The organism is Streptomyces sp. OZ13 (assembly GCF_052068155.1).
GTDB lineage: Bacteria > Actinomycetota > Actinomycetes > Streptomycetales > Streptomycetaceae > Streptomyces.
This window is the reverse complement of the sequence record NZ_JBQHCZ010000004.1, coordinates 214897-241253: the sequence shown is the minus strand read 5'-3', so window position 1 is coordinate 241253 and position 26357 is coordinate 214897. Positions and strand designations below refer to the sequence as shown.

Below are 26357 nucleotides of genomic sequence, written 5' to 3'. Positions count from 1 at the left end.
GTTCAGAGACGGGCGCCGCGCAGGGCGTCCTTCACCTTGACGATCCCGCCGTGCTGCAGCAGACCTCCGGCGTAGACCCGTCCGCCGAGGCGGATCAGTACGGCGGCGGTAGTGAGCATCAGGCCGAATGCGGTGCCGATCTGCCACCAGGGCACGTCCTCGTAAGCCATGCGGACAGGCATGGCCGCCCATGAGACGCCCGGCACCAGCGAGAGGATCTCGACGGTGGCCGAGTCGGTGGACCCGGCCAGGGCCAGGCCGGGCCCGATCAGTCCGAGCATCTGGATGCCGTTGACCGGTCCGACGACGTGGTTGACGTCCTCGGGGCGGGAGACCAGCGAGCCGGCCACCGCGTAGAGCGTCACGAAGAGGATGTAGCCGGGGACGAACCAGACCAGCACGTTCAGTCCGGCGCCGACGGCGTCCGCCGGGGCCTCGAAGAGACCGAAGGCGACCGCCGCTCCCAGGCAGGCCGTCGCCAGAACCAGGATCTGGACCAGCGCGGAGGCGCCAAGGCCGACGATCTTCCCTGCCAGCAGGTGGCGGGCTCTGACCTTGGCGAGCAGCACTTCCGCGATCCGGCTGGACTTCTCCTCCGCGACGCCCTGTGCGACGGCGAGGCCGGACACCAGCATCAGCATGAAGAGGATGAAGACCGCGGTGGCCGCGGTGGTCGTGCGCTGGATCGTGCGTACGGCGTCCGGGTCCAGCGTGGTGGTCGGCAGCGGGGGCACCGCGGCGGCCTCGGCGGCCTCCGCCGCGCTCAGCCCGTGCCCGCGCAGCGACGCGTCGAGGACGACGGCCCGGTGGGCCTCCTGGAGCAGGCGGCCCAGTTCCTCCGGCAGTTCACGCTGGACAACGATTCCACCCGGTCCGTCGATCACCGCGGCATCAGCCTTGCCGTCACGCACGGCCGCCCGTGCCGCGTCGGCGTCGGAGGCGGTCGAGACGTCGGCGTGGGGGCGCAGGGCGGGCGCGAGCGCCGACTGCCGGCCGGTGAGGACGACGCTCGGCCGCTCTCCCCCGCCGCTCTGGAAATAGCTGGTGGCGCCGAAGGTGACGGCCATCATGATCGCGGTGATCGCGACCGACATCCAGAAAGCCTTGTTGGTCAGTTGCTGTGCGAGTTCCCTGCGGGCGATGGCGAGGACGAGCTCGCTGTCGCGCACGCGGCGTGGGTCCGTTTTCGCCGCGTCGTCCGGCCGCGGCACGGGTCCGGCACCCCTGTTGTCCGCGGGCTGCTGTCCGGTCCGAGCCGTGGACTGTTGTTCCGTCTGCTGTGCCATGTGATCGTCGCGTTTCATCGTCTGAGGTGCCATCGGGGGGTCAGCCCCCCACTGATTCGCGGAAGATGTCGGCGAGTGCCGGCCTGCGACGCCCGAATCGCTCGATCTCGCCCGCAGCGCCCGCCACGTCGAGGATCCGCGCGGCCGGTACGCCGTCCGCCACGCGGAGCAGGACCGTACGGCCCTGCTTCCCGACGACCTCGACGCCGTCGATGCCTTCAAGAGCGCCGGACCAGTCGTCCTCGGCGCCGCTCAGTTCGACCTCGACCGGTTCGCGGTCGGCGCCGGCGCGCAGCTCCTCGACGGTTCCCTCGGCGACGAGAGTGCCGTCCCTGACGATGCCGACGCGGTCGCAGAGCCGTTCCACGAGGTCGAGCTGGTGGCTGGAGAAGACCACGGGAACCCCGCGGCGTGAGAAGTCCGTCAGTGCGTCGGCCATCGCGTCGACGGCCACCGGGTCGAGTCCGGAGAAGGGCTCGTCGAGCACCAGGACGTCGGGGTCGTGGATGAGGGAGGCGATGAGCTGGACCTTCTGCTGATTGCCCAGCGACAGTTTCTCGAGCGCGTCCTTGGGTGCCGCGACGACGCCCAGCCGCTCCATCCACTCCTCCGCGCGGCGGCGTGCGACCGCGCGCTCGACACCGCTCAGAACAGCGAAGTGCACGAGCTGATCGCGCGGCGTCATCTTGGCGTAGAGGCCCCGCTCTTCCGGCATGTAACCGATGCGGGCCCGTGAGGCGGCGTCGACCGGCCGGCCCTGCCAGCGGACCTCGCCGCTGTCCGCCTGGAGTACGCCGAGTGCGATGCGCATGGCGGTCGTCTTGCCGGCGCCGTTCGCCCCGCAGAAGCCGAAGAGTTCGCCGGGCCGGACGCCGAATGTCAGCCCGCGCAGCACCTTCCGCTCACCGAAGGCCTTGTGCAGCGCGTGGAATTCAAGCATTGCGGAACTCCAGCAGCGAACGGACCGGGGTGGCCGGGCCTTCCCACGAGAGCCGCAGGCCGGCCGTGTCGGCCAGTGCCTTGATCTCCGCGACCGTGCGGACCGGACGCGGCATCACGGCACGGATGTAGAGCTCGGTGGCGGCTGTCGCCGGACCGTCGGCCTCCACCGGAATGTTGACGTCGGCGATCAGGACCCGGCCGTCGCGGCCGGCCGCCTCCGCGACACGGCGCAGGATCGCGACGGCCTGCTCGTCGTTCCAGTCCGCCAGGATCGCCGACAGCAGGTAGACGTCGGAGCCAGGGGTGATGGGGTCGAAGAAGCTGCCGGTCTCCGCGGTGAGCCGGTCACCCAGTCCGCTCTCCTCGAAGCGCAGTGCCGCCACTTCGGAGGCGTTCTTGAGGTCGAGGACCCGGCCGCGCAGGTGCGGGTTGCGCAGGGCGAGTTCAATGAGGAGTGTGCCGTTGTTGCCGCCGACGTCGGTGACCGAGCCCACGTCGGACCAGTCGTAGGCCTCGTGGATCAACTCGGCGCCCCAGCCCAGTTGCTGGGGCCCCTCCTTCCGGAAGGCGGCCGCGAACCGCGGATCCTCGTTGACGGTCTCCCAGTAGCCCTGGCCGAAGACGGAGGCGTGTGCCGGCTCTCCGGTCCGCACGGTGTGCAGGATGTTGATCAGCGCGAGGTCGGTACGGCCGAAGAGCCCGTCCATGCTGAGGTGTTGCCGCAGCCCGGCCGGATCGGAGTCACGCAGGAGCGAGCCGAGACCTGTCACGGAGTAGCTTCCGTCGTGCTCGTCCCGGTCGAGGATGCCCAGCCGCACCAAGTGGCGCAGCAGCATGTCGAGCAGTTCGGAATGCGTGTCGGTCAGCTTCGCGAGCTCGACCGTGCCGGTGGCGCCGGCGTCGATGTGGTCGGCCAGCCGCAGGGTGGCCGCCGTGCGGACGGCGGCGGGACGCAGGATGTCGGCCATCCCCATCAGTTCCTGGGCGCGCTCCTGGGCGGTCCGGAGCGCGTCGTCCCCGGCCCTGCCTTCGGTGCGTTCCGCTGTGGTGACAGACATGCGGTGTCGTGCCTTTCTCGCCCTGGGGGCGGGTCCGTGCCGGGGAAGGGGCCGGGCGGGACCGGGCGGGACCGCCGCTGGTGCGGCGGTGCCACGCCCGGACGCCCGGCTGGTGCCGTCCGCTCAGCAGCCTTCCTTGTACGTCTTCACCGTGAGCTGGCTGCCCAGCCAGGAGATGGTCGCCGCGGCGCAGGTCGGGGTGGACGCCGGAGCGTCCGCCGCAGCCTCCGCGACGAGCTCGCCCGCCTCGCTGTACGTGTCGTAGCCCGCGACGAGCTCGCTGATGGAACCCGTCTGCTGGAGGTCGGCCATGGTCAGCAGCCTTCCTTGTACGTCTTGACGGTGAACTGGCTGGCGAGCCAGGAGACGCTGGCCGCTCCGCACGGGGCGCTGGTGGCCGGGGCCTCGGCGGCGGCGGTGGAGTTGAGCTCCTCCGCTTCGCTGTACGAGTCGTAGCCCTCGATCAGCTCGGTGATCGCACCGGTCTTGTCCATGGAAACTCCTTGTATGTCAGGTACTCGTCAGATGTGGGCGCGCACCGGCGCCCGGAACGCGAGGTGCGGGTGTCAGCAGCCGGCCTCGTAGGTGGCACCGGAGATCGCCGAGGCGGCCGAGGCGCACCAGGTGGAGCTGGCGACGCTCGCGGCGCAGACCGGGGTGGTGGCCGGGGCGTCCGCGGCGGCGGTGACGTTCAGCTCGTCGACGTCGGCGTAGGCGTCGTAGTTGGCGATGAGGTCCATGATCTCGGTGTTGTTCTGCATGGTGTTCTCCTGGAAGCAGGGGCCGGCGTCGGCCGGCCCGGACGAGGCTGAGTCGAAAACAGAGGGCGCTCTGGGTCGCCCCCTGCAACCGCCTCAGCCGTCGGGCGAACGGTTCTTCCTGCCGGAGCCGGGACGGGGGGAAACCGGCTCCGGCAGGGGTCCTCAACGGCGAGGCAGATTCCGGTACGGGGCGGCCGGGTCGGCGCCGGCCTCGCTCAGCGCCTCGGCCAGCAGCTCCTCGAACGGTCCCTCGCCGCGGGCGGCGTCGAGCAGGGCGTGCGCCGTGGCGGTGGCCCGGTGCTGGCCGAAGCTCAGACCGGACATCGCCGGTCGCGGGTCGTCCGGTTCCTCCGCGACGGAGACGCCGGGGGCCAACTCGCGGGTGAACACGGATGTTTCCGTGCCCACGCCGTCGGCACCGCGTACCGCCTCGGCCACAGAGCCGGCCGCGTCCGCCGCCTCCCCCGTCAGATAGACCACCAGCGCGTCACGCCGGGGGTACAGCGCACGGGCCGACAGGGCCTTGCTGCGGTAGGGGACACCGTCGGCCTCGAGACGGGCGAGCACCCGCCCCCACACGGGCGCCGCGTGCCGGGCGGCCGTGACATGCACGTACACCCGTAGCGTGCGGTCGCCGCGCGGCCTGGGGCGCGCTCCGTCGACCATGAAGAAGCCGGGCGACAGGGCGGGCCGCAGCGCGGCGACCCGCAGGGTCAGGACGCTGCCGGGGGCGGTGGGGTCGCCGTCCACGACATGGTCGCGGGGGACCCACACGCGGACGCCGTCCCGTTCCACGAGCAGCGGTCCGTCACCCGCCGCGGTGTGGTCACCGGCGTCGAGCACCCGCACCCGGGTGGTGGTGCCACGGTGCGGGACCACCGAGGCGAGCTGCTTCTCGAAGCTCTCGTCACGCAGGTTGAGAGGCAGGTCCCCCTTGTCCACGTCCTGGCCGGCGTGCAGTACGTCGTACAGCGCTTCGGCGAGGAGCCGGCGCATCTCACGCGGGTTGTCGGAGGTGACCGTACGGGAACCGAGCCGGGCGGTTGCGCCGTTGTCGGTGACGTGGACATCCCGAAGGGCTCTGATGAGCCGGTCCGGCAGTGCCGGGGCGGCGATGATCGCCGTCATCTGCTGATCTCCTCGGAATCGTCGAGGCCGAGCGTGGCCGCGAACTTGTGCGGTGCGAGCAGGGCGGCGCGGCCGATACCCGCGGCTGCGCGCTCGATGCCGGAGAGGCGTGCGCTGCGCTGTGAGCCGGCCATCAGCCGGTCCAGCAGATGCCAGCCGGCGAAGGCGGTCGCCCTGTGGGTCAGTCCCGGGTCGATCTCGGGGCGGGCCTTTCGGTATCCGGACCAGAACTCACGGACGATCGGAAGAAGTCGTTCCAGTTTTTCCGCGCCACGGCTGAGCACGATGTCGTGGGTGAGCTCGACCTCGAACGTCGTCGCGTCGCCGCGATTCGTCACGATGTCCAGCACCGAGCGGTAGAGCCATTCGCCGGCGAACGAACCGACGTCACGGGCGGGATCCGCGAGGCGGAACTCCTCCCAGTCGGTCACATAGAATTCGTCACCCTTGATCAGGAACTGGTCCACGCGCAGATCGCAGTGAGACGGAACCTTGGGAGCTTGCTTCTCCTGTTCGCGCAGCCGGGTGACCCCGCGAACCAATTCCGTGTCCTGCTGCATGAGCCGCCAGGCCTGCGTCTCACCGAAGCTGAGGTTCTCGAACATCGGCAGCGGAATTCCGTGGAGGAGACGTACGGAAGGCTGCGTGGGCGGCGAGTCGTCGAAATCCTGGTATCCGGCGGGCCGTGCCTCGTGCAGCAGGCCGATGGCGGTGCCGATCCGGCGGGCGAGGCCACCGTCGAAAGCCTCGTCGACCATCAGCTCCGCGCCGTTGCGCGCGTCTTCCACCAGCGCGAAGGCGACCAGGGCGCCGGCATCGTCGAAGCCGAGCAGCCGGGGCCCGCGCAGCGCGTCCAGAGGCAGCGTCCGCGCGCACCGTTCGAAGGACCGGAGCCTGCGCATCCTGGCCCGCACATCGTCCTCGGGGCCGACCAGACGCTTGACGAAGACGGGGTGGCCTTGGTCGGTGACCCCTGCCCAGCAGTCGTTGCGACCGACCGGGGCGGTGAGTGTGTCGCGGTCGAAGACCCCGAGTCCGAGGCGCTGGACCAGGTCGTCCACCGCGGGGTACCGGTCCAGGTCCACCGGCTTGTAGCCGGGCTTGGCCGCCTGTTCCGTGGCCTCCAGCATCACTGTCATGATTCCTCGTTCGCGCTTTCTCCGTGGACAGCTTCTTTTCCGAACCGGCCCGCCGGCGTATTACTGCCAGGTGATGGAATCGAGGACCGAAGCGTCCGGCGCCGGGGTCTGCCAGGTGATGGAACCGTCGGACAGGATCGGAGCCGGGGTCTGCCACGTGATGGAACCGTCGGACGGGATCGGAGCCGAGGTCTGCCACGTGATGGAGGAGGAAATTCCGGCACCCGCACCGGGGGCCTCATTCGCCTGCGCCGGAGCGGCGGCGATCGCAAGCCCGCCGATGACGAGGAAGAAAGCGCCTGCGGTGCGGAGAGCGGTGTTCTTCTTCATGATTCCCCCTACTGGACTTTCCGGTTTTTGTTCCCGGCCCGTTTGCCTGTACGAGAAGACTGCCAGCGGGACGGGGGTGCCAGAAGGGAAAGGAGTGTCAGCTTGCTGCAGCCGCTCGTGCAGCATGGTGCAGCACCCTGAAACGGGCATACATCTGCCTGGAAAACAATCAGCGGACGCCCCGCAGAGAACGGGCGCGGCGGCCCGGAGTAAGCGGGGCCTCATGCCTCATGTCAGCAGAGGTCTCATGGGAGCGGAGCGTCGCACGACTCGACGACGGCTCGCGGCGGGCACGGAGAGAGCGCCGGCAGAAACAACGAAGAGGTCCCCCGGCCGCTTCCGCGGTCGGGGGACCTCTTCCTGCTGTGGAGCCTAGGGGAGTCGAACCCCTGACATCTGCCATGCAAAGACAGCGCTCTACCAACTGAGCTAAGGCCCCGGAACGACGGAAGGACCGTGGACAACCGTGTCCCGGCAACCGCCGTGCACAAGAGTACCGGGTCACCCCCGTGATCCTGCAAAAATATCGGGGTTCCGGCCGGGACTCCCCGTCACCGACCACGCTCCGTAAGATGCAGCACAAGGTTCGCAGCAGCGAAGCCGCTTGGGGAAGCGATGGGGAGACGCAATGGACGCAGCGCAGCAGGAAACAACCGCAAGAGCCAGGGAACTGCAGCGCAGCTGGTACGGGGAGCCCCTCGGGGCTCTCTTTCGTCGTCTGATCGATGACCTGGGGCTCAACCAGGCGCGACTCGCCGGCGTCCTAGGTCTCTCGGCTCCGATGCTGTCCCAGCTGATGAGCGGCCAGCGGGCGAAGATCGGAAACCCCGCAGTCGTCCAACGCGTCCAGGCGCTCCAGGAGTTGGCAGGTCAGGTGGCCGACGGCAGTGTGAGTGCCGTGGAGGCGACCGCGCGGATGGACGAGATCAAGAAGTCGCAGGGCGGCTCGGTCCTCACCAGCACCAACCCGTCGACCAGCGGCTCGGGGGCGCCGACGGTCCGTCGTGTGGTGCGCGAGATCCAGTCACTGCTGCGCTCCGTTGCAGCTGCGGGGGACATCATCGATGCGGCGGACTCACTCGCCCCGACGCACCCGGAGCTGGCAGAGTTCCTCCGGGTGTACGGCGCCGGGCGCACCGCCGACGCGGTCTCGCACTTCGAGTCGCACCAGAGCTGAACGAGGCGGACAGTCGCCTTCATGAGGAACGGGGAGCGGGCGCAGCACAATGGGTGAGGTCTTCGCCGGTCGGTACGAACTGATCGATCCGATCGGGCGCGGTGGTGTCGGCGCCGTCTGGCGTGCCTGGGACCACCGTCGTCGTCGCTATGTGGCGGCGAAGGTTCTCCAGCAGAGCGATGCGCACACGCTGCTCCGCTTCGTGCGGGAGCAGGCGATGCGCATCGACCATCCCCATGTGCTCGCCCCGGCCAGCTGGGCCGCGGACGACGACAAGGTGCTGTTCACCATGGACCTGGTGAGCGGCGGTTCGCTTGCCCATGTCATCGGTGACTACGGTGCGCTGCCGCCGCGGTTCGTCTGCACCCTGCTCGACCAGTTGCTGTCCGGTCTTGCCGCGGTCCACGCGGAGGGTGTCGTGCACCGCGACATCAAGCCGGCCAACATCCTGATGGAGGCGACAGGAAAGGGACGGCCCCATCTGCGGGTCTCCGACTTCGGGATCTCGATGCGCAAGGGCGAGCCCCGGCTGACCGAGACCAACTATGTGGTGGGCACGCCGGGTTACTTCGCACCGGAGCAGATGCTCGGCGCGGAGCCCGACTTCACGGCCGACCTGTTCGCGGTGGGCCTGGTCGGCCTCTATCTGTTGCAGGGCCGCAAACCCGACTCCCAGGCCTTGGTGGAGCACTACGCCGCCCACGGCACTCCGAGCGCTCCCCAGGGCATTCCGGAGCCGCTCTGGCAGGTGCTGGCAGGGTTGCTCCAGCCGGATCCGCAGGCGCGGTTCCGTACCGCCACAGGAGCGCGCAAGGCCCTCACGGCGGCCGCGGACCTGCTTCCCGAGCCGCCGCCGGGCGAGGAACCCGTCGAGATCTTCGACCAACTCGGGCCACTGCCCGCGGGTTTCGGCCCGAACGGGCCACAGACGCCGGAGCAGGCCGCCGACCGGAGCACGGCTGTGCAGCCGACTCCTCCCCCTTCGGAGACGGGCAGCTTCCATCTCGCGCCGCCTCCACAGCAGCAGCCCTCCCCGCTGCCGCACACCGGCGGGCCGCACACGCCGCCGGCCTCTCCCGCCGGGACGCAGCCCACACCCGGTCCCATGCCCGTCCCGCCCCCGGTCCCGCGTCCGGCCGGTGCCGCGCCAGGCACCCCCGCCCATGTGCAGACTGCCGATGCTGTCACCGCGCATGCCGCCTCCCCCCATCAGCCGCCGCCGACGCCGTACGGCGGGCCCTCTACCCGTACGTACACCGCTCACGGCCCGCAGGTTCCACCGGCACGCACCGGAAAGCGGCCGGGACCGCCCCCGAAGGTCGCGGTCCCTGTGCTTCTGGTCGCTGTGCTGTGCTTCGCGGTGGGGATCTGGGCGCTGACCCAGGTCTGAGTCCCGCCGGTGGAACGTGCCCTGCGCCCGCCGGGCAGGAGCCGTAATCCCTGACCAGCAGTCGTCGGGAAGGGACCGGCCGTGGCAGCAGTCGCCCGGCCGTAGAGCCGTCCGCCCCGCCGACGCTGACAGCAGGCCCTGTGCCCACTGCCCCCGGCCGGCGGCTACTGCCCCGGCGGGGGCCCGTACTGCCCGTACCCGTAGCCCTGGACGGGGCCGTTCCCCACTCCCTGAGCGGGCCCCTGCGGGCCGCCCTGGCCCGGCACGGAGAAGGTGGCGGGTGCCGCTTCCTCGGGCGTCCGGCGCCGTGCCAGCAGCGTCCAGACGCCCAGCCCGAGCACCAGCACGGTCCCCGCTCCGATCCCCGCGGTCGCGACGATCACCATCGTGTCGCTCTTGCCTGCTTCCTGCGCGCTCGCGCCGCTCTCCGCGGCCGCCTGGTCCTCTTCCGTGACGCGGAAGTCACCGGCCGGCCCGTCGTACGCGGGTGCCTCAGCCGCGTCCCCCTTGACGTTCACGCGCAGGGTCAGCGGGACGGCATTGCCGCCGTACGCCTCCTCGATCTCCGGGTTCAGCGTGACCGCGAGGTAGTACCAGCCGGCGAACCGCATGGCGCTGGTCGCGGTGTCCGAGGCGTAGCGGTTCTCGTACGCCACGGGAGGCAGCGGGTCCAGCGAGATCGACTTCTGCTTGCCGTCGTAGTACATGCCCGACTCGTCGTCGACGAAGCCCCTCGCCGGGTTGTGCAGGGCCAGCACCAGGGCGTTGCTGACGCTCTTCGTCGCGTCGCCGCTCGGGCTGTTGGCCAGGTCGGCGCCGACGAAGATCTGCTGACCCCAGTCGACAGGCACCCGGTAGAAAAGCGTCTCCCCGGGCTTGATGCTGTCCTGCCATTCGCCTTGCTTGAGGCTCGTGGAGTCATGGAAGCTCGTGCCCCCGTGACGCTTCTGCGGCCCGCCGGCCGGCGCCGCGGGCGAGGCGGAGGGCCAGAGCTCGGGAGCCGCGGTGGGACCGGCGGACTTCAGCGCCGGTTCGGAGGCGAAGCGGAGTTCCACGTCCCACGGTTCTGACGAGGACGCGTCGTCCGAGTCCCGCTCCAGCAGCACGTAGTACGCCCCTGCCTCCTGGCAGCTGCTGTTGTCCTTCTCGATCCTTCGGCTCGCGTAGTCGGCCAGCGGCCGGGCGAAGGCCGCCGACCCGAAACGTGCCTCGCCGTCGCTGCACTCGGTGCCCGAGCCGTCCTCGATCGACACCTTGAGCTGGTCCGCATAAGTGACCTTGGTGCCCAGCCGGGGAACCGCGACCGCCGACACATAGGCATTGGACCGGGCGTCCAGGTTGAGGCGGTAGTAGCGCTTCTCACCCGGCTTGATCGAGTCCTTGTAGGCCGAACCGGCCGTCAGCTCCGGGCCGTTGATGTTGACGGGGGTGCCCTTCACCGGCTTGGCCTCGGCGTCGAAGACGTAGGGGCTCGGCCGGCCCGCCGCCCACGCCTGTCCCGGCAGCGCCGCCACCGCACACAACGCCGCCGCCCCGGCCAGCGCCACCCGGGCCCTGCCGCGCTGCCTCTTCACGCGCTTCTCCTTGTGGTCGATGAGTCCGCCGAGAGCCGGACCCGTCCGTGGCCGCCGTGCTCCTCGCCGCACCAGGAACGACGCCCCGGCCGGGGCCTGGACGCACCGCGCCCGGCACCACGCGACCGTGGCCCGGACCATCCTGCCCCGGACTCCGCTCCGCTGTCTTCGCGCGCGGGCGAATCATCCCTCGTTGTCCGGCACCGGGTCCGACCGGCGCCCCCGGCCTCTGATCCACGGCGCCGGTGGCGTGTCCACGCGGCCGGGAGCGATCAGGTTCGCTACCGCAAGCAACTGATTCGCGGAAGCGAAATCCCAGGATTCCGTCACGATCGATGACGTTCAGTGATCCCTCGGGGGCAGCGGCCCCGGGGGCGGACAGCACAGAGCCCCGGCCGCTACGGCGACCGGGGCTCATGTCCAAGAAACGCTGCGTCTCACACACCCGAACCTGCGGGCACGGAGTCGGTCGCCTCCGTCCACAGATCCTGCTCGGCGCGATCCGCCTGGATCTGGCGGTACACGAGGAGCCCGCCGATGGCGGCCAGTGCGACCAGGAGAAGCTTCTTCACCGCGCGACCTCGTCTTTCCTTGACGTATGAGGACTTCTGGCGCCCGACTATACACACCGACCGATACCGATCGGTGACCTACGCCCGGTGGCACCCGCAGCATGCCAACTCACGCCGTACACAAAGCGACAGGCCCGGCGGAGAATCTCCGGCCGGGCCTGTCGTCACTGTGGGGCTAACAGGATTTGAACCTGTGGCCTCATCCTTATCAGGGATGCGCTCTAACCAACTGAGCTATAGCCCCTCCGCGCTGCGCGCTGACCTCTGAAGATTAGCGCACACGCGGTGCAGCGCCAAAATCGGAATCCGAGGACCCCTCCGCGGCGCTACTCGTCCTCGGCGAGCGTGAGCTCCACACCGCCCACAAAACCGGCGGAGAGGTTGTAGATGAAGGCTCCGAGCGTCGCCAGCGCTGTGGCGAGCACCACATCGATCACCGCGATCACCGAGGTGAAGATGAGCACCCGCGGCAGCGAAAGGAACGACTGGAGGTCGAAGCCGTTGCTCTCGTTCGAGCCGGTCGCCTCGCTGATCGTCCCGCCGACGGTCGAGAAGACGCCCATCGCGTCCATGACCATCCACAGCACCGCGGCCGCGACCACGGTGCACACGCCGAGCGCGATGGAGAGCAGGAAGCTGACCTTCATCACCGACCACGGGTCGGCCTTCGCCACCCGCAGCCGTGCCTTGCGCGTACGCGGCGTCGTACGGGCCCCTGTGCGCGGTCTGCGCACCGCGGCACCCGAAGCCGCACCCGCGCCCTGGGCCGGCCGCTGCTGGCCGCCCTGGGTCCCGCCGGGCGAGGGATACGCCTGCGGCGGGTGGTACGGCTGGCCGGCCTGCTGCGGGGCAGGCTGCTCGCCGGAGAACATCTGGTACGGGGGCTGCTGCCCTCGGTTGTCCGTCACTGTGGCCCCCTGGGAGTCCGCGGCAGGGCCACGGGCACCGTTCGCTCCGGATGCTGCCGGTCCGGCGCCCGTGGCTCCACTCACGCTTTACTCCTCGTGCTCCCCGGCCGAGGACTGTGTGCCCTCGGCTGCCGCCTCGGCCGTCGCCTCGACGGCGGCCTCGTCGGTCCCTTCGGCCTCGACGGCCGCCTCGACCTCTTCGGCCTCACGACCGGCCTCGGCGTTGCGAGCGATGCCGACGACGGCATCGCGCTTGCCCAGGTTGATCAGTTGGACGCCCATGGTGTCACGGCCCGTCTCCCTGACTTCATTGACTCGCGTTCGAATCACACCGCCACCGAGCGTGATGGCGAGGATCTCGTCGGACTCCTCCACCACCAGCGCGCCCACGAGGGATCCGCGGTCCTCCACGATCTTGGCGGCCTTGATACCGAGGCCGCCACGGCCCTGGACGCGGTACTCGTCGACGGCGGTCCGCTTCGCGTACCCGCCATCCGTGGCTGTGAACACGAACGTACCGGGCCGGACGACATTCATCGAGAGCAGTTCGTCGCCCTCTCGGAAACTCATTCCCTTGACGCCGGAGGTCGCGCGGCCCATCGGGCGCAGCGCCTCGTCGGTCGCGGTGAACCGGATCGACTGCGCCTTCTTACTGATGAGCAGCAGATCGTCCTCCGCCGACACCAGCTCCGCGCCGATCAGTTCGTCGTCCTCGCCGCTCTCCGTCTCCCGGAGGTTGATCGCGATGACGCCGCCGGAACGGGGTGAGTCGTAGTCCTTCAGGGACGTCTTCTTCACCAGACCGGCCTTGGTGGCGAGCACCAGGTACGGAGCGGCGTCGTAGTCGCGGATCGCCAGGATCTCGGCGATCTGCTCGTCCGGCTGGAAGGCCAGCAGGTTGGCGACGTGCTGGCCACGCGCGTCACGGCCGGCGTCCGGCAGCTCGTACGCCTTGGCCCGGTACACCCGGCCCTTGTTGGTGAAGAACAGCAGCCAGTGGTGCGTTGTGGAGACGAAGAAGTGGTCGACGATGTCGTCTTCCTTGAGCTTCGTCCCGCGCACGCCCTTGCCACCGCGCTTCTGGGAGCGGTAGTCGTCGGTCTTGGTGCGCTTCACATAGCCGCCACGCGTGATCGTGACGACGATGTCCTCCTCGGCGATCAGGTCCTCGATGGACATGTCACCGTCGAAGGGCACCAGCTTGGAGCGCCGGTCGTCGCCGAACTTCTCGACGAGCGCGGCGAGTTCGTCGCTGACGATGCCGCGCTGCTTCTCCGGCGAGGCGAGGATCGCGTTGTACTCGTTGATCTTCGCCTGCAGTTCGTCGTGCTCCTGCACGATCTTCTGGCGCTCCAGGGCGGCCAGTCGGCGCAGCTGCATCTCGAGGATGGCGTTGGCCTGGATCTCGTCGATCTCGAGCAGGCCCATCAGGCCCTCTCGCGCGACGTCGACCGTGTCGCTGCGCCGGATCAGCGCGATGACCTCGTCGATCGCGTCCAGTGCCTTGAGCAGACCGCGCAGGATGTGCGCGCGCTCCTCCGCCTTGCGCAGCCGGAACTTGGTGCGCCGGACGATGACCTCGATCTGGTGCGTCACCCAGTGGCGGATGAACGCGTCGAGCGACAGGGTGCGCGGCACGCCGTCGACGAGCGCCAGCATGTTGGCGCCGAAGTTCGTCTGCAGGTCGGTGTGCTTGTACAGGTTGTTCAGCACGACCTTGGCGACGGCGTCGCGCTTCAGGACGATGACCAGGCGCTGGCCGGTGCGCGAGGACGTCTCGTCACGGACGTCGGCGATGCCGCCGATCTTGCCGTCCTTGACCAGATCGGCGATCTTCTGCGCGAGGTTGTCAGGGTTGACCTGGTAAGGAAGCTCCGTGACCACCAGGCACTGGCGGTTCTGGATCTCCTCGACCTCGACGACCGCGCGCATCGTGATGGAGCCGCGACCGGTGCGGTACGCCTCCTCGATGCCCTTGCGTCCCACGACGAGCGCGCCGGACGGGAAGTCCGGGCCCTTGATCCGCTCGATGAGCGCGTCGAGCAGCTCCTCGTGCGGAGCCTCCGGGTGCTCCAGCGCCCACTGCGCGCCGGCCGCGACCTCGCGCAGGTTGTGCGGCGGGATGTTGGTCGCCATACCGACCGCGATGCCGGCCGAGCCGTTGACCAGGAGGTTCGGGAAGCGCGCCGGCAGGACCGTCGGCTCCTGGTTGCGGCCGTCGTAGTTGTCCTGGAAGTCGACGGTCTCCTCGTCGATGTCCCGGAGCATCTCCATCGACTGCGGCATGAGCTTGCACTCGGTGTACCGCATGGCGGCGGCCGGGTCGTTGCCCGGGGAGCCGAAGTTGCCGTTGGAGTCCACCAGCGGCATGCGCATCGACCACGGCTGGGCCAGGCGGACCAGGGCGTCGTAGATCGAGGAGTCGCCGTGCGGGTGGTAGGTGCCCATGACGTCGCCGACGACGCGGGCGCACTTGTAGAAGCCCTTCTCGGGCCGGTAGCCACCGTCGTACATCGCGTACAGCACACGGCGGTGGACGGGCTTGAGCCCGTCCCTCACGTCCGGCAGCGCACGCGAGACGATGACGGACATCGCGTAGTCGAGATACGAGCGCTGCATCTCGGTCTCGAGCCCCACGGGCTCCACGCGCATGCCCACGCCCGGAACGATGGGCTCCTCTTCGGGCGTCACTGTCGTGTTCTCGTCGGCCATTGCTGGTCTTCAGTCCTTTCGTACGGTCAGCTGAGACCGACTCAGATGTCGAGGAAGCGAACGTCCTTGGCGTTGCGCTGGATGAACGAGCGCCGCGCCTCCACGTCCTCACCCATGAGCACCGAGAACAGGTCGTCGGCCTGGGCCGCGTCGTCCAGCGTGACCTGGCCGAGCACTCGGTGGTCCTGGTCCATGGTGGTGATGCGCAGTTCCTCGGCGTTCATCTCGCCGAGACCCTTGAAGCGCTGGATGGAGTCTTCCCTGATCCGCTTGCCGCTCCGCTTGCCCAGCTCGACCAGGGCGTCGCGCTCGCGGTCGGAGTAGGCGTACTCGAAGTCGTCCCGGCCCCACTTGATCTTGTACAGCGGCGGGCGCGAGAGGAAGACGTGGCCCGCTTCGACGAGCGGCCGCATGAAGCGGAACAGGAACGTCAGGAGCAGGGTGTTGATGTGCTGGCCGTCGACGTCGGCGTCCGCCATCAGAATGATCTTGTGATAGCGGAGCTTCTCGATGTCGAAGTCCTCGTGGACACCGGTGCCGAAGGCCGAGATCAGCGCCTGCACCTCGGTGTTCTGGAGGATCTTGTCGATCCGCGCCTTCTCGACGTTCAGGATCTTGCCGCGGATGGGCAGGATGGCCTGGTACATCGGGTTACGGCCGGACTTGGCCGAGCCGCCGGCGGAGTCACCCTCGACGATGAAGATCTCGCATTTCGTCGGGTCGTTGGACTGGCAGTCGCTCAGCTTGCCCGGCAGCGACGCCGACTCCAGCAGACCCTTGCGGCGCGTCAGGTCACGCGCCTTACGGGCCGCGACGCGGGCAGTCTGCGCCTGGATGCCCTTGCGGATGATGTCCGCGGCCTCGTTCGGATTGCGGTCGAACCAGTCGGTCAGGGTCTCGTGGACGACCTTCTGCACGAAGGTCTTGGCCTCCGTGTTGCCCAGCTTGGTCTTCGTCTGACCCTCGAACTGCGGCTCGCCCAGCTTGACCGAGATGATCGCGGTCAGGCCCTCGCGGATGTCCTCGCCGGAGAGGTTGTCGTCCTTCTCGCGCAGCAGCTTCTTCTCGCGTGCGTACCGGTTGACCAGGCCCGTGAGTGCGGAGCGGAAGCCCTCTTCATGGGTACCGCCCTCGTGCGTGTGGATCGTGTTCGCGAAGGAGTAGACCCCCTCCGTGTACTGCGAGTTCCACTGCATCGCGATCTCGACGGCGAGCAGCCGCTCCTTGTCCTCGGCCTCGATGTCGATGACCGTGGGGTGGATCAGCTCGCCCTTGCGGGAGTTCAGGTACTTCACGAAGTCGACGATGCCGCCCTCGTAGTGGTACTTGACCGTACGGGCCGGCTGCTCGAGGTCCTCCGGCTCCTGACCCGTCTCCGCGCCCGCGGTGGCCTTGGCCGACTCGCGCTCATCGGTCAGTGTCAGGGTCAGGCCCTTGTTGAGGAAGGCCATCTCCTGGAAACGGCGCGAGAGCGTCTCGAAGGAGTACTCCGTCGTCTCGAAGATGTCGCCGTCGGCCCAGAACGTGACCGAGGTCCCGGTCTCGGTGGTGGCCTCGTGCCGCTCCAGCGGCGCGGTGGGGACGCCCGACTTGTACTCCTGCGTCCAGCGGTAACCGTCCGTCCAGATCTCGACGGCGAGCTTGTAGGACAGCGCGTTCACCACGGAGACACCGACGCCGTGCAGACCGCCGGAGACGGCGTAGCCGCCGCCGCCGAACTTGCCGCCCGCGTGCAGCACGGTGAGCACGACCTCGACGGCCGGCTTCTTCTCGACGGGGTGGATGCCCACCGGGATGCCACGGCCGTTGTCGATGACGCGTACGCCGCCGTCGGCGAGGATCGTGACGTCGATGGTGTCGGCGTGGCCGGCCATCGCCTCGTCGACGGAGTTGTCGACGACCTCTTGGACGAGGTGGTGGAGTCCACGCTCACCGGTCGAGCCGATGTACATGCCGGGGCGCTTGCGGACCGCGTCCAGACCCTCGAGGACGGTGATCGCGCTGGCGTCGTACGAGGCTGTGACCTCGCCGTTCCCACCGGCAGGGGTGGACGGAGTGTTCTCGTTGGGGTTGCCGGAATCGGCCACGAAGCGCCCTTTCTGGCACAGCACGAGCCGTTCACCGGCAAGGCGGGAGCGGCTGCGTCGTTCGGCATCTAATCGACGTGTCCCGCAACAGAAGCGGGACTGTCGACCAGTCTACCGGTATCGCTGACACTAATGGCGGTTTGCCGGTAGCTGAGTCCGCCTGTGGCGCCCTGAACCATCACCGTCCGACTCCCCATATCCGGGAAGGGGCTCCAAGAGGCTCACACGGGCTTTGAGCGCTTCGGGCTGTCAACCTCTCGCTACCGTGAGGGACACCTCATCCGTGCCACCGGGTTCCTTGTGCCGCAAGGGCATCCGCGGTGACGGCCGGACATCAGCCGTACGTGTCCCCGGGGCCCGTGCTGCCCGGAGCCCGCAAGGGTCCGAACCGGCGCGCGGGGCCTCCCGGACCGAGCACCTTGATCGCGCGGACGGTCCCGTGCCCCAGGTCCTCGTTGAGCCTTGCCACCAGGCGCGGAGCCAGCAGCCGCAGCTGGGTGGCCCACGCCGTCGAGTCGCACTGAACGGTCAGCAGGCGCTCGTCCGGCGCCTCGTCGTACCGCAGCGGGACACAGTGATTGGCCAGGTCGTCGCCCACGATCTGCGGCCAGCGGCCCATCACCCCGCCCACGGCGGCCGGCGTCTCCCAGCCCCGCTCGGTGATCAGCCGGTTGATCGCCGCACCCAGCGGCAGCGGATCGCGCCCGTCGGCCCGGGCGCCGGACCGCAGCCCACCGCCCCGTCTGGCCTGCTTCTTCTGCTGCGCCGCCGCGCCACGGGCCTTGGCCTGCTCCTTCGCGGCGCGCAACGCCACGCGTGCCAGATCGACACCGGAGGACTCTCCGGCGCCCGAGGCTTCCGCCTCTGCCGGCCTTTCCCCGCTCTCGCCGGTCATACGCGCTGCACCGTCCCGCCCGAGACCTCGTAGCGGGCACCCGCCAGCACTGCCGGTACGTCGTCGTCCACGGCCGCGGTCACCAGCACCTGCTCGCCGGGGGCCACCAGCTCGGCCAGCCGCTCCCGGCGCCGGGCGTCGAGCTCCGCGAAGACGTCGTCGAGGACCAGCACGGGTTCGTTGCCCTCGGCCCGCAGCAGGTCGTACGAGGCCAGCCGCAGCGCCAGCGCGTACGACCAGGACTCTCCGTGACTCGCGTACCCCTTGGCGGGCAGTTGCCCCAGTTTCAGGACCAGTTCGTCACGGTGAGGACCGACCAGGGTCACGCCCCGCTCGATCTCCTGCTTGCGCACCTCCGCCAGCGCCGCCGTCAGCTGCTCGTACAGCGCTTCGCGGCCCTGAGCCTCGTCCATGGGGCCGGCCGAGGACCGGTACTCGAGCGCGACGGGACCGCCTCCTGGCGCGAGCGCCTCGTACGCCTTGTCCGCAAGCGGCTGCAGGGCGGCGATCAGGTCGAGCCGCTGAGCGGTCACCTCGGCGCCCGCGCGAGCCAGATGCTGGTCCCAGACGTCGAGGGTGGACAGGTCCATGCCACGGCCGCCGTGTCGCCGCGCCATGGCCGCCGACTTCAGCAGGGTGTTGCGCTGCTTCAGCACACGCTCGTAGTCGGAGCGCACAGCCGCCATGCGCGGCGAGCGCGCTGTGACCAGCTCGTCGAGGAACCGCCGGCGCTCGCCGGGATCGCCCTTCACCAGCGACAGGTCCTCCGGGGCGAAGAGCACGGTACGTACTATCCCCAGCACGTCACGAGGCCTGACCTGCGACGACCTGTTGATCCGGGCGCGGTTCGCCCGGCCGGGATTGAGTTCGAGCTCGACGAGCTGCGATCGCTCCCCCTGGGTCACGGCGGCCCGGATGACGGCCCGCTCGGCCCCCATCCGTACCAGCGGCGCATCCGAGGAGACGCGGTGGCTGGCCAGCGTGGCGAGATAGCCGACGGCCTCGACGAGATTCGTCTTGCCCTGCCCGTTCGCCCCCACGAAAGCGGTGACGCCCGGATCGAGAGGGACCTCGACCCGGGCGTACGAGCGGAAGTCGGCCAGCGACAGATGCGTGACGTGCATGGTGTGCGCCGACCTTCCCCCGGCATGGCTGTGCACCACTGGTGCACAGCCTGTGGACTACTTCTTGCTCTCCACCGCGTGGCCGCCGAACTGGTTGCGCAGTGCGGCGATCATCTTCATCTGCGGGGAGTCGTCCTGACGGGACGCGAAACGGGCGAACAGCGACGCGGTGATCGCAGGCAGCGGGACGGCGTTGTCGATGGCGGCTTCCACCGTCCACCGGCCCTCGCCGGAGTCCTGTGCATAACCGCGCAGCTGCTCGAGGTGCTCGTCCTCGTCCAGCGCGTTGACCGCGAGGTCGAGCAGCCAGGAACGGATGACCGTGCCCTCCTGCCAGGAACGGAAGACCTCGCGCACATCGGTGACCGAGTCGACCTTCTCCAGGAGCTCCCAGCCCTCGGCGTAGGCCTGCATCATCGCGTACTCGATGCCGTTGTGAACCATCTTGGCGAAGTGGCCCGCGCCGACCCTGCCCGCGTGGACCGAACCGAACTCGCCCTCCGGCTTGAGGGCGTCGAAGATCGGCTGCACCTTCGCGACGTTCTCGGCGTCTCCGCCGTACATCAGCGCATAGCCGTTCTCCAGGCCCCACACACCGCCGGACACACCACAGTCGACGAAGCCGATGCCCTTCAGGCCCAGCTCGACGGCGTGCTTCTCGTCGTCGGTCCAGCGGGAGTTGCCGCCGTCGACGACCACATCACCCGGGGAGAGCAGCTCGGCCAGCTCGTCGATCGTGGACTGCGTGGCGGCGCCTGCCGGGACCATGACCCAGACGACCCGCGGGCCCTTGAGCTTGCCCACAAGCTCCTCGAGGCTGTGGACATCAGCGACGTCAGGGTTGCGGTCGTACCCGATGACGGTGTGGCCGGCGCGGCGAATGCGCTCGCGCATGTTGCCGCCCATCTTGCCGAGACCGACGAGACCGAGCTCCATCAGATGATTCCTCAATCGTTGTGTGCAGTACCTACCCGTGTCCGAGCCTACGCCCGGACACGGGTGCACACCTGTGGGGTCAAGCGCTCAAAAGCCGCTGATCAGCCGCTCAGCCGCACGGGCATGATCAGGTACTTGTAGGCCTCGTCCGCCTCGGCGTCCACGGCCGGCCGGCCGCTCAGCAGCGCCGGCTTGGTGGAGGTGGTGAACGAGAGCTGGGCGACGGGCGAGTCGATCGCGCTCAGGCCGTCCAGCAGGAAGGTCGGGTTGAAGGCGATCGAGATGTCGTCGCCCTCGAGCTGCGCGTCGACCCGCTCCACAGCCTGTGCGTCGTCGCTGGAGCCCGCCTCCAGGATCAGGACGCCCTGCTCGAAGCTGAGCCGCACCGGGGTGTTGCGCTCGGCCACGAGCGCCACGCGCTTGACGGCCTCGACGAACGGCGCGGTCTCGATGACGGCAACCGAGTTGAACTCGGTCGGGAAGAGCGTCCGGTACTTCGGCAGGTCGCCCTCGAGCAGGCGCGTCGTGGTCCGGCGCCCCGCGCCCTCGAAACCGATCAGACCCTCACCGGCGCCGGAGCCCGACAGCGCCAGGGTGACGGTGTCACCGCTGGTGAGTGCCTTCGCCGTGTCCAGCAGCGTCTTGGCGGGCACCAGGGCGACCGCGGAGGCGTCCGGGTTCTCGGGCTTCCAGAGGAACTCGCGGACGGCGAAGCGGTAACGGTCGGTCGACGCCAGCGTGACGGTGTCGCCCTCGATCTCGATGCGCACACCGGTCAGGACGGGCAGGGTGTCGTCGCGACCGGCGGCGATGGCGACCTGGGCAGCGGCCGAGGCGAATACCTCACCGGGCACGGTGCCGGTCGCGGTCGGCATCTGCGGCAGTGCCGGGTACTCCTCCACAGGCAGGGTGTGGAGTGTGAATCGGGACGAGCCGCAGACCACGGTCGCTCGTACACCGTCTGTGGAAATCTCCACCGGACGGTTGGGGAGGGCGCGGCAGATGTCGGCGAGAAGACGGCCGGAGACCAGGACGGTGCCGTCCTCGTCCACCTCGGCCTCGACCGACACACGGGCCGAGACCTCGTAGTCGAAGCTCGAAAAGCTGACGGCGCCGTCCTCCGCCTTCAGGAGAAGGCCCGCAAGAACGGGCGCCGGCGGCCGGGCCGGGAGGCTACGGGCCACCCACGCCACCGCCTCCGCGAGTACATCGCGCTCCACCCGGATCTTCACCGGAACCGCCTCCTGCTGTTGCTGGCTCGCCCTGCTGGCCTTCTCGTCGGCTTGATGCCGGGGACCAGTCTGACGCACGACGCCGACAGTCGGTGCGGGTCGGGGTCAAGTCGTGGCAAGAGCTGCCCGGCGGTCCGGGCTCGAGTTGTGCACAGGGCCTTCTTCGAAGCGAATTCCCCGGTAACTCTAGGTGGGAGTAGTAGTAGGGGCTGTGGAAACGGTGGATAACGTCGTTTACCCAGGTCAGGCCCGCTTTTTTGTCCACCGCGCCTGTGGGCGGGGACCGTGGACAACTCGGCGCTTCTGTGGACACGCGAAAGTTCTGCACACCCGATGCACAGGCCCCAGGGACTTCTCCCCAGTCCCGTCCCCAGCTTTACCCCGGTTCCCCACAGGCCAACCGACCTCGTTGGTGTGACGGCTTTCACTCAACGCGGTGAGCGGGTGTGTTTCGTTGCCGAACAGTGGACAGGGGTGTGGAGAAGCTGTGGGCAACGGGCCGTTGCCTGTGGGGCGGCGGTGGACAACGACGATCACAGCCTGTGGATGTTTTCTGTGTCCACAGTCTGTGGAACCTGGTTTGCCACAAATCCCCAAGGGGCTGACCTGGGCCGACGGCCCGGTGATCCGTATGCCTGTGGACCGGTCGTGGACAACTTCCTGGTCCCCAGGTTGTGGACGGAAGAATCCTGGCTCCACTGTGGAGAACGGCTCGACGCCGGCTCGAAATCGAACAGAGCGGTGCGGGCGAAACGGCTGAGGGCGCCCCGGGAACCGTCCCGGAGCGCCCTCAGGAGCCGTCGTGGCCGGCTTGTCAGCCGTTCTTGATGCGGTTGGTGAGCTCGGTGACCTGGTTGTAGATGGACCGCCGCTCCGCCATGAGGGCCCGGATCTTCCGGTCCGCGTGCATCACCGTCGTATGGTCCCGGCCACCGAACTGTGCGCCGATCTTCGGCAGCGACAGATCCGTCAGCTCCCTGCACAGGTACATGGCGATCTGCCTCGCCGTCACGAGCACCCGGCTGCGGGAGGAACCGCAGAGGTCCTCGACCGTGAGCCCGAAGTAGTCCGCGGTGGCCGCCATGATGGCGCTCGCGGTGATCTCGGGAGCCGCGTCCTCTCCGCCGGGGATCAGATCCTTCAGCACGATCTCGGTGAGCCCCAGGTCCACCGGCTGCCGGTTGAGGGACGCGAACGCCGTCACGCGGATCAGCGCGCCCTCGAGCTCACGGATGTTGCGTGAGATGCGGGAGGCGATGAACTCCAGTACCTCCGGAGGGGCGTTCAGCTGCTCCTGGACAGCCTTCTTCCGGAGGATCGCGATGCGCGTCTCGAGCTCTGGGGGCTGCACGTCCGTGGTCAGGCCCCACTCGAACCGGTTGCGCAGCCGGTCCTCCAGCGTCATCAGTTGCTTGGGCGGCCGGTCGGAGGACAGCACGATCTGCTTGTTGGCGTTGTGGAGGGTGTTGAAGGTGTGGAAGAACTCCTCCTGTGTCGACTCCTTGCTCGCGAGGAACTGGATGTCGTCGACGAGGAGGATGTCCACGTCCCGGTAGCGCTTGCGGAAGGTGTCGCCCTTGCCGTCCCGGATCGAGTTGATGAACTCGTTGGTGAACTCCTCCGAACTCACGTACCGGACGCGGGTCCCCGGGTAGAGGCTGCGCGCGTAGTGCCCGATCGCGTGCAGCAGGTGCGTCTTGCCGAGTCCCGACTCCCCATAGATGAAGAGGGGGTTGTACGCCTTGGCCGGAGCCTCGGCGACAGCGACGGCTGCGGCGTGTGCGAACCGGTTGGAGGCGCCGATGACGAAGGTGTCGAACAGGTACTTGGGATTGAGGCGGGCGTGCGGCTCGCCCGGACCCGGCGCCGGTGCCGGCTGTGCGCCGAGCGGCCCGGGAGCTCCCGAGGGGCCGCGGTGCGGAGCCTGCGGCTCCTGCATCGAGTGGCGCTCCGGACGTGAGTCGTACTGCCGGCGCTCCGGCGGCTGCGGCGACCGGTAGTCGTGGTCAGGCTGCCGCTGGGGCGGGGAGGCGTAGGGGTCACGGTCCTGGAAGCCCCCGAGCCGCGGCTGCTGCCACGACAGGTCCTCCTGGGTACGCGGCCAGGAGCCCGGCTCGGGCCGCTGCTGGTACTCGGGGTAGGCGGGCCTGGCCGTCGGCAGACCGTCGTCGGAGGAGCGGTGGCCGTAGGTGTCGTACGGATCTCCGGGCCGGGGCTCGTCGTGCTGGGGCCCTTGGTACCGGGGCTGCTGCTGCGGAGGGCCTTGGGGGATCGGCCCCTCGCCGACGGAATCGTCGACGGTGATCGCGATTCGGATGGGACGGCCGCACTCACGGCTCAGCGTCTCGCTGATGAGGGGAGCGAGCCGGCCTTCAAGGACACGCTTGCCCCATTCATTGGGGACCGCGAGCAGTGCGGTGTCGGCGACCAGAGCGAGCGGCTGGCAGCGCTCGATCCACTGTTTGTCCTTCGGCTCGACGCCCTGCTGGCCCTCATCGAGGAGCTGCTCCAGCACTCGTGGCCACACTGCGGCAAGATCGGCAGGTACGTCAGCCACAAGGCACGCTCTCTCACAGGTCCCACGAATGTGTGGTTCTCGGGACGGGATGGGAAGACAGGCAGGAAAAGAATCCAAGTTCAGCCACGGTAGTCAGGGCGACCCGCGTGGTTCAAGTTGTTGTCCACAGCCTGTGCATAGTGGACCACGCCATAGGGTCGGTTTGACCGGATGGCGTAGCCGCGCGTACCGTGACCAGGTCGAGTTGTCGATGGCTGCTGCCGCCTGCCTCCGATGGGCAAAGATCACGATCTGTGATTGTGAAGCGGTGCACACGGGCGTAATCGCGAGCTTCTCGTGGGCGCACGGTGACAGCCAGGCGATGTCCCGCCGTCTACGAATCATTTCTGGAGCCCCCGAGTGAGCAAGCGCACCTTCCAGCCGAACAACCGTCGTCGCGCGAAGACCCACGGTTTCCGCCTGCGCATGCGTACCCGTGCCGGCCGCGCCATCCTGGCGAACCGCCGTGGCAAGGGTCGCGCCAACCTGTCCGCCTGATCGCGTACAGGTCATGACGTGCTGCCTACCGAGAATCGGCTGAGGCGGCGCGAGGACTTCGCGACTGCGGTACGGCGGGGACGCAGGGCAGGCCGCCCGCTTCTTGTCGTCCACCTTCGCAGCGGCACAACGGACCCGCACGCGCCTGGGGAGAGCGCCTCCCCGACGTGTGCGGGTTTCGTCGTGAGCAAAGCTGTGGGCGGTGCTGTGGTCCGCAACAAGGTCAAGCGGAGACTGCGCCATCTCATACGCGATCGGCTCTCCGAGCTGCCCCCCGGTAGCCTGGTGGTCGTACGGGCGCTGCCCGGCGCGGGTGACGCCGAACATGCACAGCTGGCCCGAGACCTGGACGCCGCTCTTCAGCGGTTGCTGGGAGGGGGCGCGCGATGAAGTACCCGCTGCTGGCTCTGATCAAGATCTATCAGTGGACGATCAGCCCGCTGCTGGGGCCCGTCTGCAGGTACTACCCGTCGTGTTCCCACTACGGATACACGGCCATCGACCGGCACGGCGCGGTCAAGGGCACGGTGCTGACCGCCTGGCGCATCCTGCGGTGCAATCCGTGGTCGCCGGGCGGGGTGGACCACGTGCCCCAGCGCAAGCGCCCACGGTGGCACGAAATGCTGCGTGATGCCTTGCGCGGCGACAGCAAGGGCGGGGACGCCGCCGTTGATCTGCCTGCCCCGGGATCGGCCTCCGCATCCCAGGGCCCGGCCGCAGAGACCTCGCCCAATGCTCAAGGAGCCTGATTAGTGGACACGATTGCCAGTCTGTTCAGTTTTATCACCACGCCTGTCTCGTGGATCATCGTTCAGTTCCACAGTCTCTACGGGGCGATCTTCGGCCCTGACACGGGATGGGCCTGGGGACTGTCCATCGTGTCGCTGGTGATCCTGATCCGGATCTGTCTGATCCCGCTCTTCGTGAAGCAGATCAAGTCGACCCGGAACATGCAGGCGCTCCAGCCGAAGATGAAGGCGATCCAGGAGCGCTACAAGAACGACCGACAGCGTCAGTCAGAAGAGATGATGAAGCTGTACAAGGAGACGGGCACCAACCCGCTCTCCTCGTGCCTTCCCATCCTGGCCCAGTCGCCGTTCTTCTTCGCGCTGTACCACGTGCTCAGCAAGATCGCCTCGGGTGACGAGATCGGGGTGCTCAACAAGGACCTCGTGAACAGCGCGCGTGAGGCGCACATTTTCGGTGCTCCCATCGCTGCGAAGTTCATGGACGACCCGGCGAAGGTCGAGGCACTCAACGCCTCCCTGACCGACGTCCGCATCGTCACCGCCATCATGATCATTCTGATGTCGGCCTCGCAGTTCTACACCCAGCGTCAGCTGATGCAGAAGAACGTCGACCTCACGGTCAAGACGCCGTACATGCAGCAGCAGAAGATGCTGATGTACATCTTCCCGCTGATCTTCGCCGTCATGGGCATCAACTTCCCCGTCGGTGTCCTCGTCTACTGGCTGACCACCAACGTGTGGACCATGGGCCAGCAGATGTACGTGATCAACCAGAACCCCACCCCGGGCAGCAAGGCCCAGGACCACTATCTGCAGCGGCTGCTCAAGAGCGTCACCGCCCACGGCGAGGTCCGCTCGCGGCGCAAGCGCAGTGTCATCCAGGCGATCGTGGCCAAGGGGACGGACCGCAACGACAACGAGCGCCGGTTCATCTCCGGTCTCGCCAAGGCCGGCCTGGCCGCGCAGGCGGACGGCACGGTGACCAAGAGCGAGGCGGCCGTGGCCGAGGCCGAGGGCGGTCCCGCACAGAGGCGTCAGCAGCCCAAGCGCCAGAGCAAGTCCAAGCGCCAGACCGCGACGGCCCAGCCGGGTGCCGCCAAGGGTTCCGACGCCGCAGGCGCCACTGCCAAGACCTCCCTGGAAAAGGACAAGCCGGCGGAGGGCCGCTCCAGGGCCGGTTCGTCCCAGGGCGACGCCAAGCAGGGCGCCGGCGGCGGCAAGGCCACCGGTTCCGCACGCCAGCCCAAGTCCGGACAGCGCAAGGGCCCGCAGCGGCCCAAGCACCCGTCGTCCAAGAAGTAA

At 68.7% G+C, this 26357-nt stretch carries 25 protein-coding genes and 2 tRNA genes; 6 read left to right on the top strand and 21 right to left on the bottom strand.

Annotated elements, in window-relative coordinates:
• Positions 1-2: 2 nt before the first annotated feature.
• From ACTMTU_RS11385 to ACTMTU_RS11340, 10 genes are all read right to left on the bottom strand, one after another.
• Complete coding sequence (locus tag ACTMTU_RS11385; protein WP_441263349.1) at positions 3-1169, bottom strand: ABC transporter permease; 1167 nt, start codon at positions 1167-1169, stop codon at positions 3-5.
• A gap of 157 nt (positions 1170-1326) precedes the next feature.
• On the bottom strand, positions 1327-2226 hold the full coding sequence (locus ACTMTU_RS11380) for an ABC transporter ATP-binding protein (protein WP_441263348.1): 900 nt from the start codon (positions 2224-2226) through the stop codon (positions 1327-1329).
• A complete protein-coding gene (locus tag ACTMTU_RS11375) occupies positions 2219-3286 on the bottom strand; it encodes a methyltransferase (protein WP_441263347.1) in 1068 nt (355 codons plus the stop codon). The genes ACTMTU_RS11380 and ACTMTU_RS11375 overlap by 8 nt, the downstream gene beginning before the upstream one ends.
• A 123-nt stretch (positions 3287-3409) precedes the next feature.
• The gene (locus tag ACTMTU_RS11370; RefSeq protein ID WP_005314919.1) at positions 3410-3598 is read right to left on the bottom strand and encodes an LxmA leader domain family RiPP; all 189 of its coding nucleotides are present in this window, start codon (positions 3596-3598) and stop codon (positions 3410-3412) included.
• A 2-nt stretch (positions 3599-3600) separates the two neighbouring features.
• Positions 3601-3780 (bottom strand): LxmA leader domain family RiPP, encoded by a 180-nt coding sequence (locus ACTMTU_RS11365; RefSeq protein ID WP_441263346.1) that lies wholly within the window; start codon positions 3778-3780, stop codon positions 3601-3603.
• Between the two features lie 72 nt (positions 3781-3852).
• The gene (locus ACTMTU_RS11360; RefSeq protein WP_037774183.1) at positions 3853-4047 is read right to left on the bottom strand and encodes an LxmA leader domain family RiPP; all 195 of its coding nucleotides are present in this window, start codon (positions 4045-4047) and stop codon (positions 3853-3855) included.
• Between the two features lie 162 nt (positions 4048-4209).
• Positions 4210-5175, bottom strand: coding sequence for a T3SS effector HopA1 family protein (locus ACTMTU_RS11355; RefSeq protein ID WP_441263345.1), 966 nt, complete (start codon positions 5173-5175; stop codon positions 4210-4212).
• Positions 5172-6314: a class V lanthionine synthetase subunit LxmK gene (gene lxmK / locus ACTMTU_RS11350; protein WP_441263344.1), complete on the bottom strand. Its 1143-nt coding sequence runs from the start codon at positions 6312-6314 to the stop codon at positions 5172-5174. The genes ACTMTU_RS11355 and lxmK overlap by 4 nt, the downstream gene beginning before the upstream one ends.
• Before the next feature lie 60 nt (positions 6315-6374).
• Positions 6375-6770 carry a hypothetical protein gene (locus tag ACTMTU_RS11345; protein ID WP_441263343.1) on the bottom strand — a complete coding sequence of 132 codons (396 nt, stop codon included), beginning with the start codon at positions 6768-6770 and terminating at the stop codon, positions 6375-6377.
• Positions 6771-7010: 240 nt separating this feature from the next.
• A tRNA-Ala gene (locus ACTMTU_RS11340) sits at positions 7011-7083 on the bottom strand.
• A gap of 189 nt (positions 7084-7272) precedes the next feature.
• Between ACTMTU_RS11340 and ACTMTU_RS11335 the strand changes: the two genes are divergently transcribed.
• Both ACTMTU_RS11335 and ACTMTU_RS11330 read left to right on the top strand, forming a co-directional pair.
• Positions 7273-7821, top strand: a complete 549-nt coding sequence (locus tag ACTMTU_RS11335) for a helix-turn-helix domain-containing protein (RefSeq protein WP_159689773.1) — start codon at positions 7273-7275, stop codon at positions 7819-7821.
• A gap of 49 nt (positions 7822-7870) precedes the next feature.
• A complete protein-coding gene (locus tag ACTMTU_RS11330; RefSeq protein WP_441263342.1) occupies positions 7871-9211 on the top strand; it encodes a serine/threonine-protein kinase in 1341 nt (446 codons plus the stop codon).
• A 164-nt stretch (positions 9212-9375) separates the two neighbouring features.
• On the opposite strand, the gene ACTMTU_RS11325 is transcribed toward ACTMTU_RS11330, so the two are convergent.
• The 11 genes from ACTMTU_RS11325 to dnaA form a co-directional block, all read right to left on the bottom strand.
• Positions 9376-10785 (bottom strand): hypothetical protein, encoded by a 1410-nt coding sequence (locus ACTMTU_RS11325; protein ID WP_441263341.1) that lies wholly within the window; start codon positions 10783-10785, stop codon positions 9376-9378.
• Between the two features lie 437 nt (positions 10786-11222).
• On the bottom strand, positions 11223-11357 hold the full coding sequence (locus ACTMTU_RS11320) for a DLW-39 family protein (protein WP_003958712.1): 135 nt from the start codon (positions 11355-11357) through the stop codon (positions 11223-11225).
• Between the two features lie 170 nt (positions 11358-11527).
• Positions 11528-11601 (bottom strand) — tRNA-Ile (locus tag ACTMTU_RS11315).
• Positions 11602-11683: 82 nt separating this feature from the next.
• Positions 11684-12265 (bottom strand): DUF3566 domain-containing protein, encoded by a 582-nt coding sequence (locus tag ACTMTU_RS11310; RefSeq protein ID WP_441263340.1) that lies wholly within the window; start codon positions 12263-12265, stop codon positions 11684-11686.
• Positions 12266-12352: 87 nt separating this feature from the next.
• A complete protein-coding gene (gyrA, locus tag ACTMTU_RS11305) occupies positions 12353-14977 on the bottom strand; it encodes a DNA gyrase subunit A (protein ID WP_441263339.1) in 2625 nt (874 codons plus the stop codon).
• Between the two features lie 41 nt (positions 14978-15018).
• Positions 15019-17088, bottom strand: a complete 2070-nt coding sequence (gyrB, locus tag ACTMTU_RS11300) for a DNA topoisomerase (ATP-hydrolyzing) subunit B (protein WP_441263338.1) — start codon at positions 17086-17088, stop codon at positions 15019-15021.
• Positions 17089-17398: 310 nt separating this feature from the next.
• Positions 17399-17959, bottom strand: coding sequence for a DUF721 domain-containing protein (locus tag ACTMTU_RS11295; protein ID WP_441263337.1), 561 nt, complete (start codon positions 17957-17959; stop codon positions 17399-17401).
• Entirely contained in the window at positions 17956-19083 is a 1128-nt protein-coding gene (gene recF, locus ACTMTU_RS11290) for a DNA replication/repair protein RecF (RefSeq protein ID WP_441263336.1), read from the bottom strand. Before recF ends, ACTMTU_RS11295 begins: the two co-directional genes overlap by 4 nt.
• Before the next feature lie 57 nt (positions 19084-19140).
• Positions 19141-20019 carry a phosphogluconate dehydrogenase (NAD(+)-dependent, decarboxylating) gene (gnd, locus tag ACTMTU_RS11285; protein ID WP_159689825.1) on the bottom strand — a complete coding sequence of 293 codons (879 nt, stop codon included), beginning with the start codon at positions 20017-20019 and terminating at the stop codon, positions 19141-19143.
• Positions 20020-20120: 101 nt separating this feature from the next.
• Complete coding sequence (gene dnaN / locus ACTMTU_RS11280) at positions 20121-21251, bottom strand: DNA polymerase III subunit beta (protein WP_005314958.1); 1131 nt, start codon at positions 21249-21251, stop codon at positions 20121-20123.
• Positions 21252-22065: 814 nt separating this feature from the next.
• A complete protein-coding gene (gene dnaA, locus ACTMTU_RS11275) occupies positions 22066-23808 on the bottom strand; it encodes a chromosomal replication initiator protein DnaA (protein ID WP_441263335.1) in 1743 nt (580 codons plus the stop codon).
• A gap of 360 nt (positions 23809-24168) precedes the next feature.
• On the opposite strand from dnaA, the gene rpmH reads away from it, so the two are divergent.
• From rpmH to yidC, 4 genes are read left to right on the top strand one after another with little or no spacing between them, the layout of a single operon-like run.
• Positions 24169-24306 (top strand): 50S ribosomal protein L34, encoded by a 138-nt coding sequence (rpmH, locus tag ACTMTU_RS11270; RefSeq protein ID WP_014047156.1) that lies wholly within the window; start codon positions 24169-24171, stop codon positions 24304-24306.
• 18 nt (positions 24307-24324) lie between these two features.
• Positions 24325-24696: a ribonuclease P protein component gene (rnpA, locus tag ACTMTU_RS11265; protein WP_005314963.1), complete on the top strand. Its 372-nt coding sequence runs from the start codon at positions 24325-24327 to the stop codon at positions 24694-24696.
• Positions 24693-25055 (top strand): membrane protein insertion efficiency factor YidD, encoded by a 363-nt coding sequence (yidD, locus tag ACTMTU_RS11260; RefSeq protein WP_441263334.1) that lies wholly within the window; start codon positions 24693-24695, stop codon positions 25053-25055. Before rnpA ends, yidD begins: the two co-directional genes overlap by 4 nt.
• A 3-nt stretch (positions 25056-25058) precedes the next feature.
• Positions 25059-26357 (top strand): membrane protein insertase YidC, encoded by a 1299-nt coding sequence (gene yidC, locus ACTMTU_RS11255; RefSeq protein ID WP_441263333.1) that lies wholly within the window; start codon positions 25059-25061, stop codon positions 26355-26357.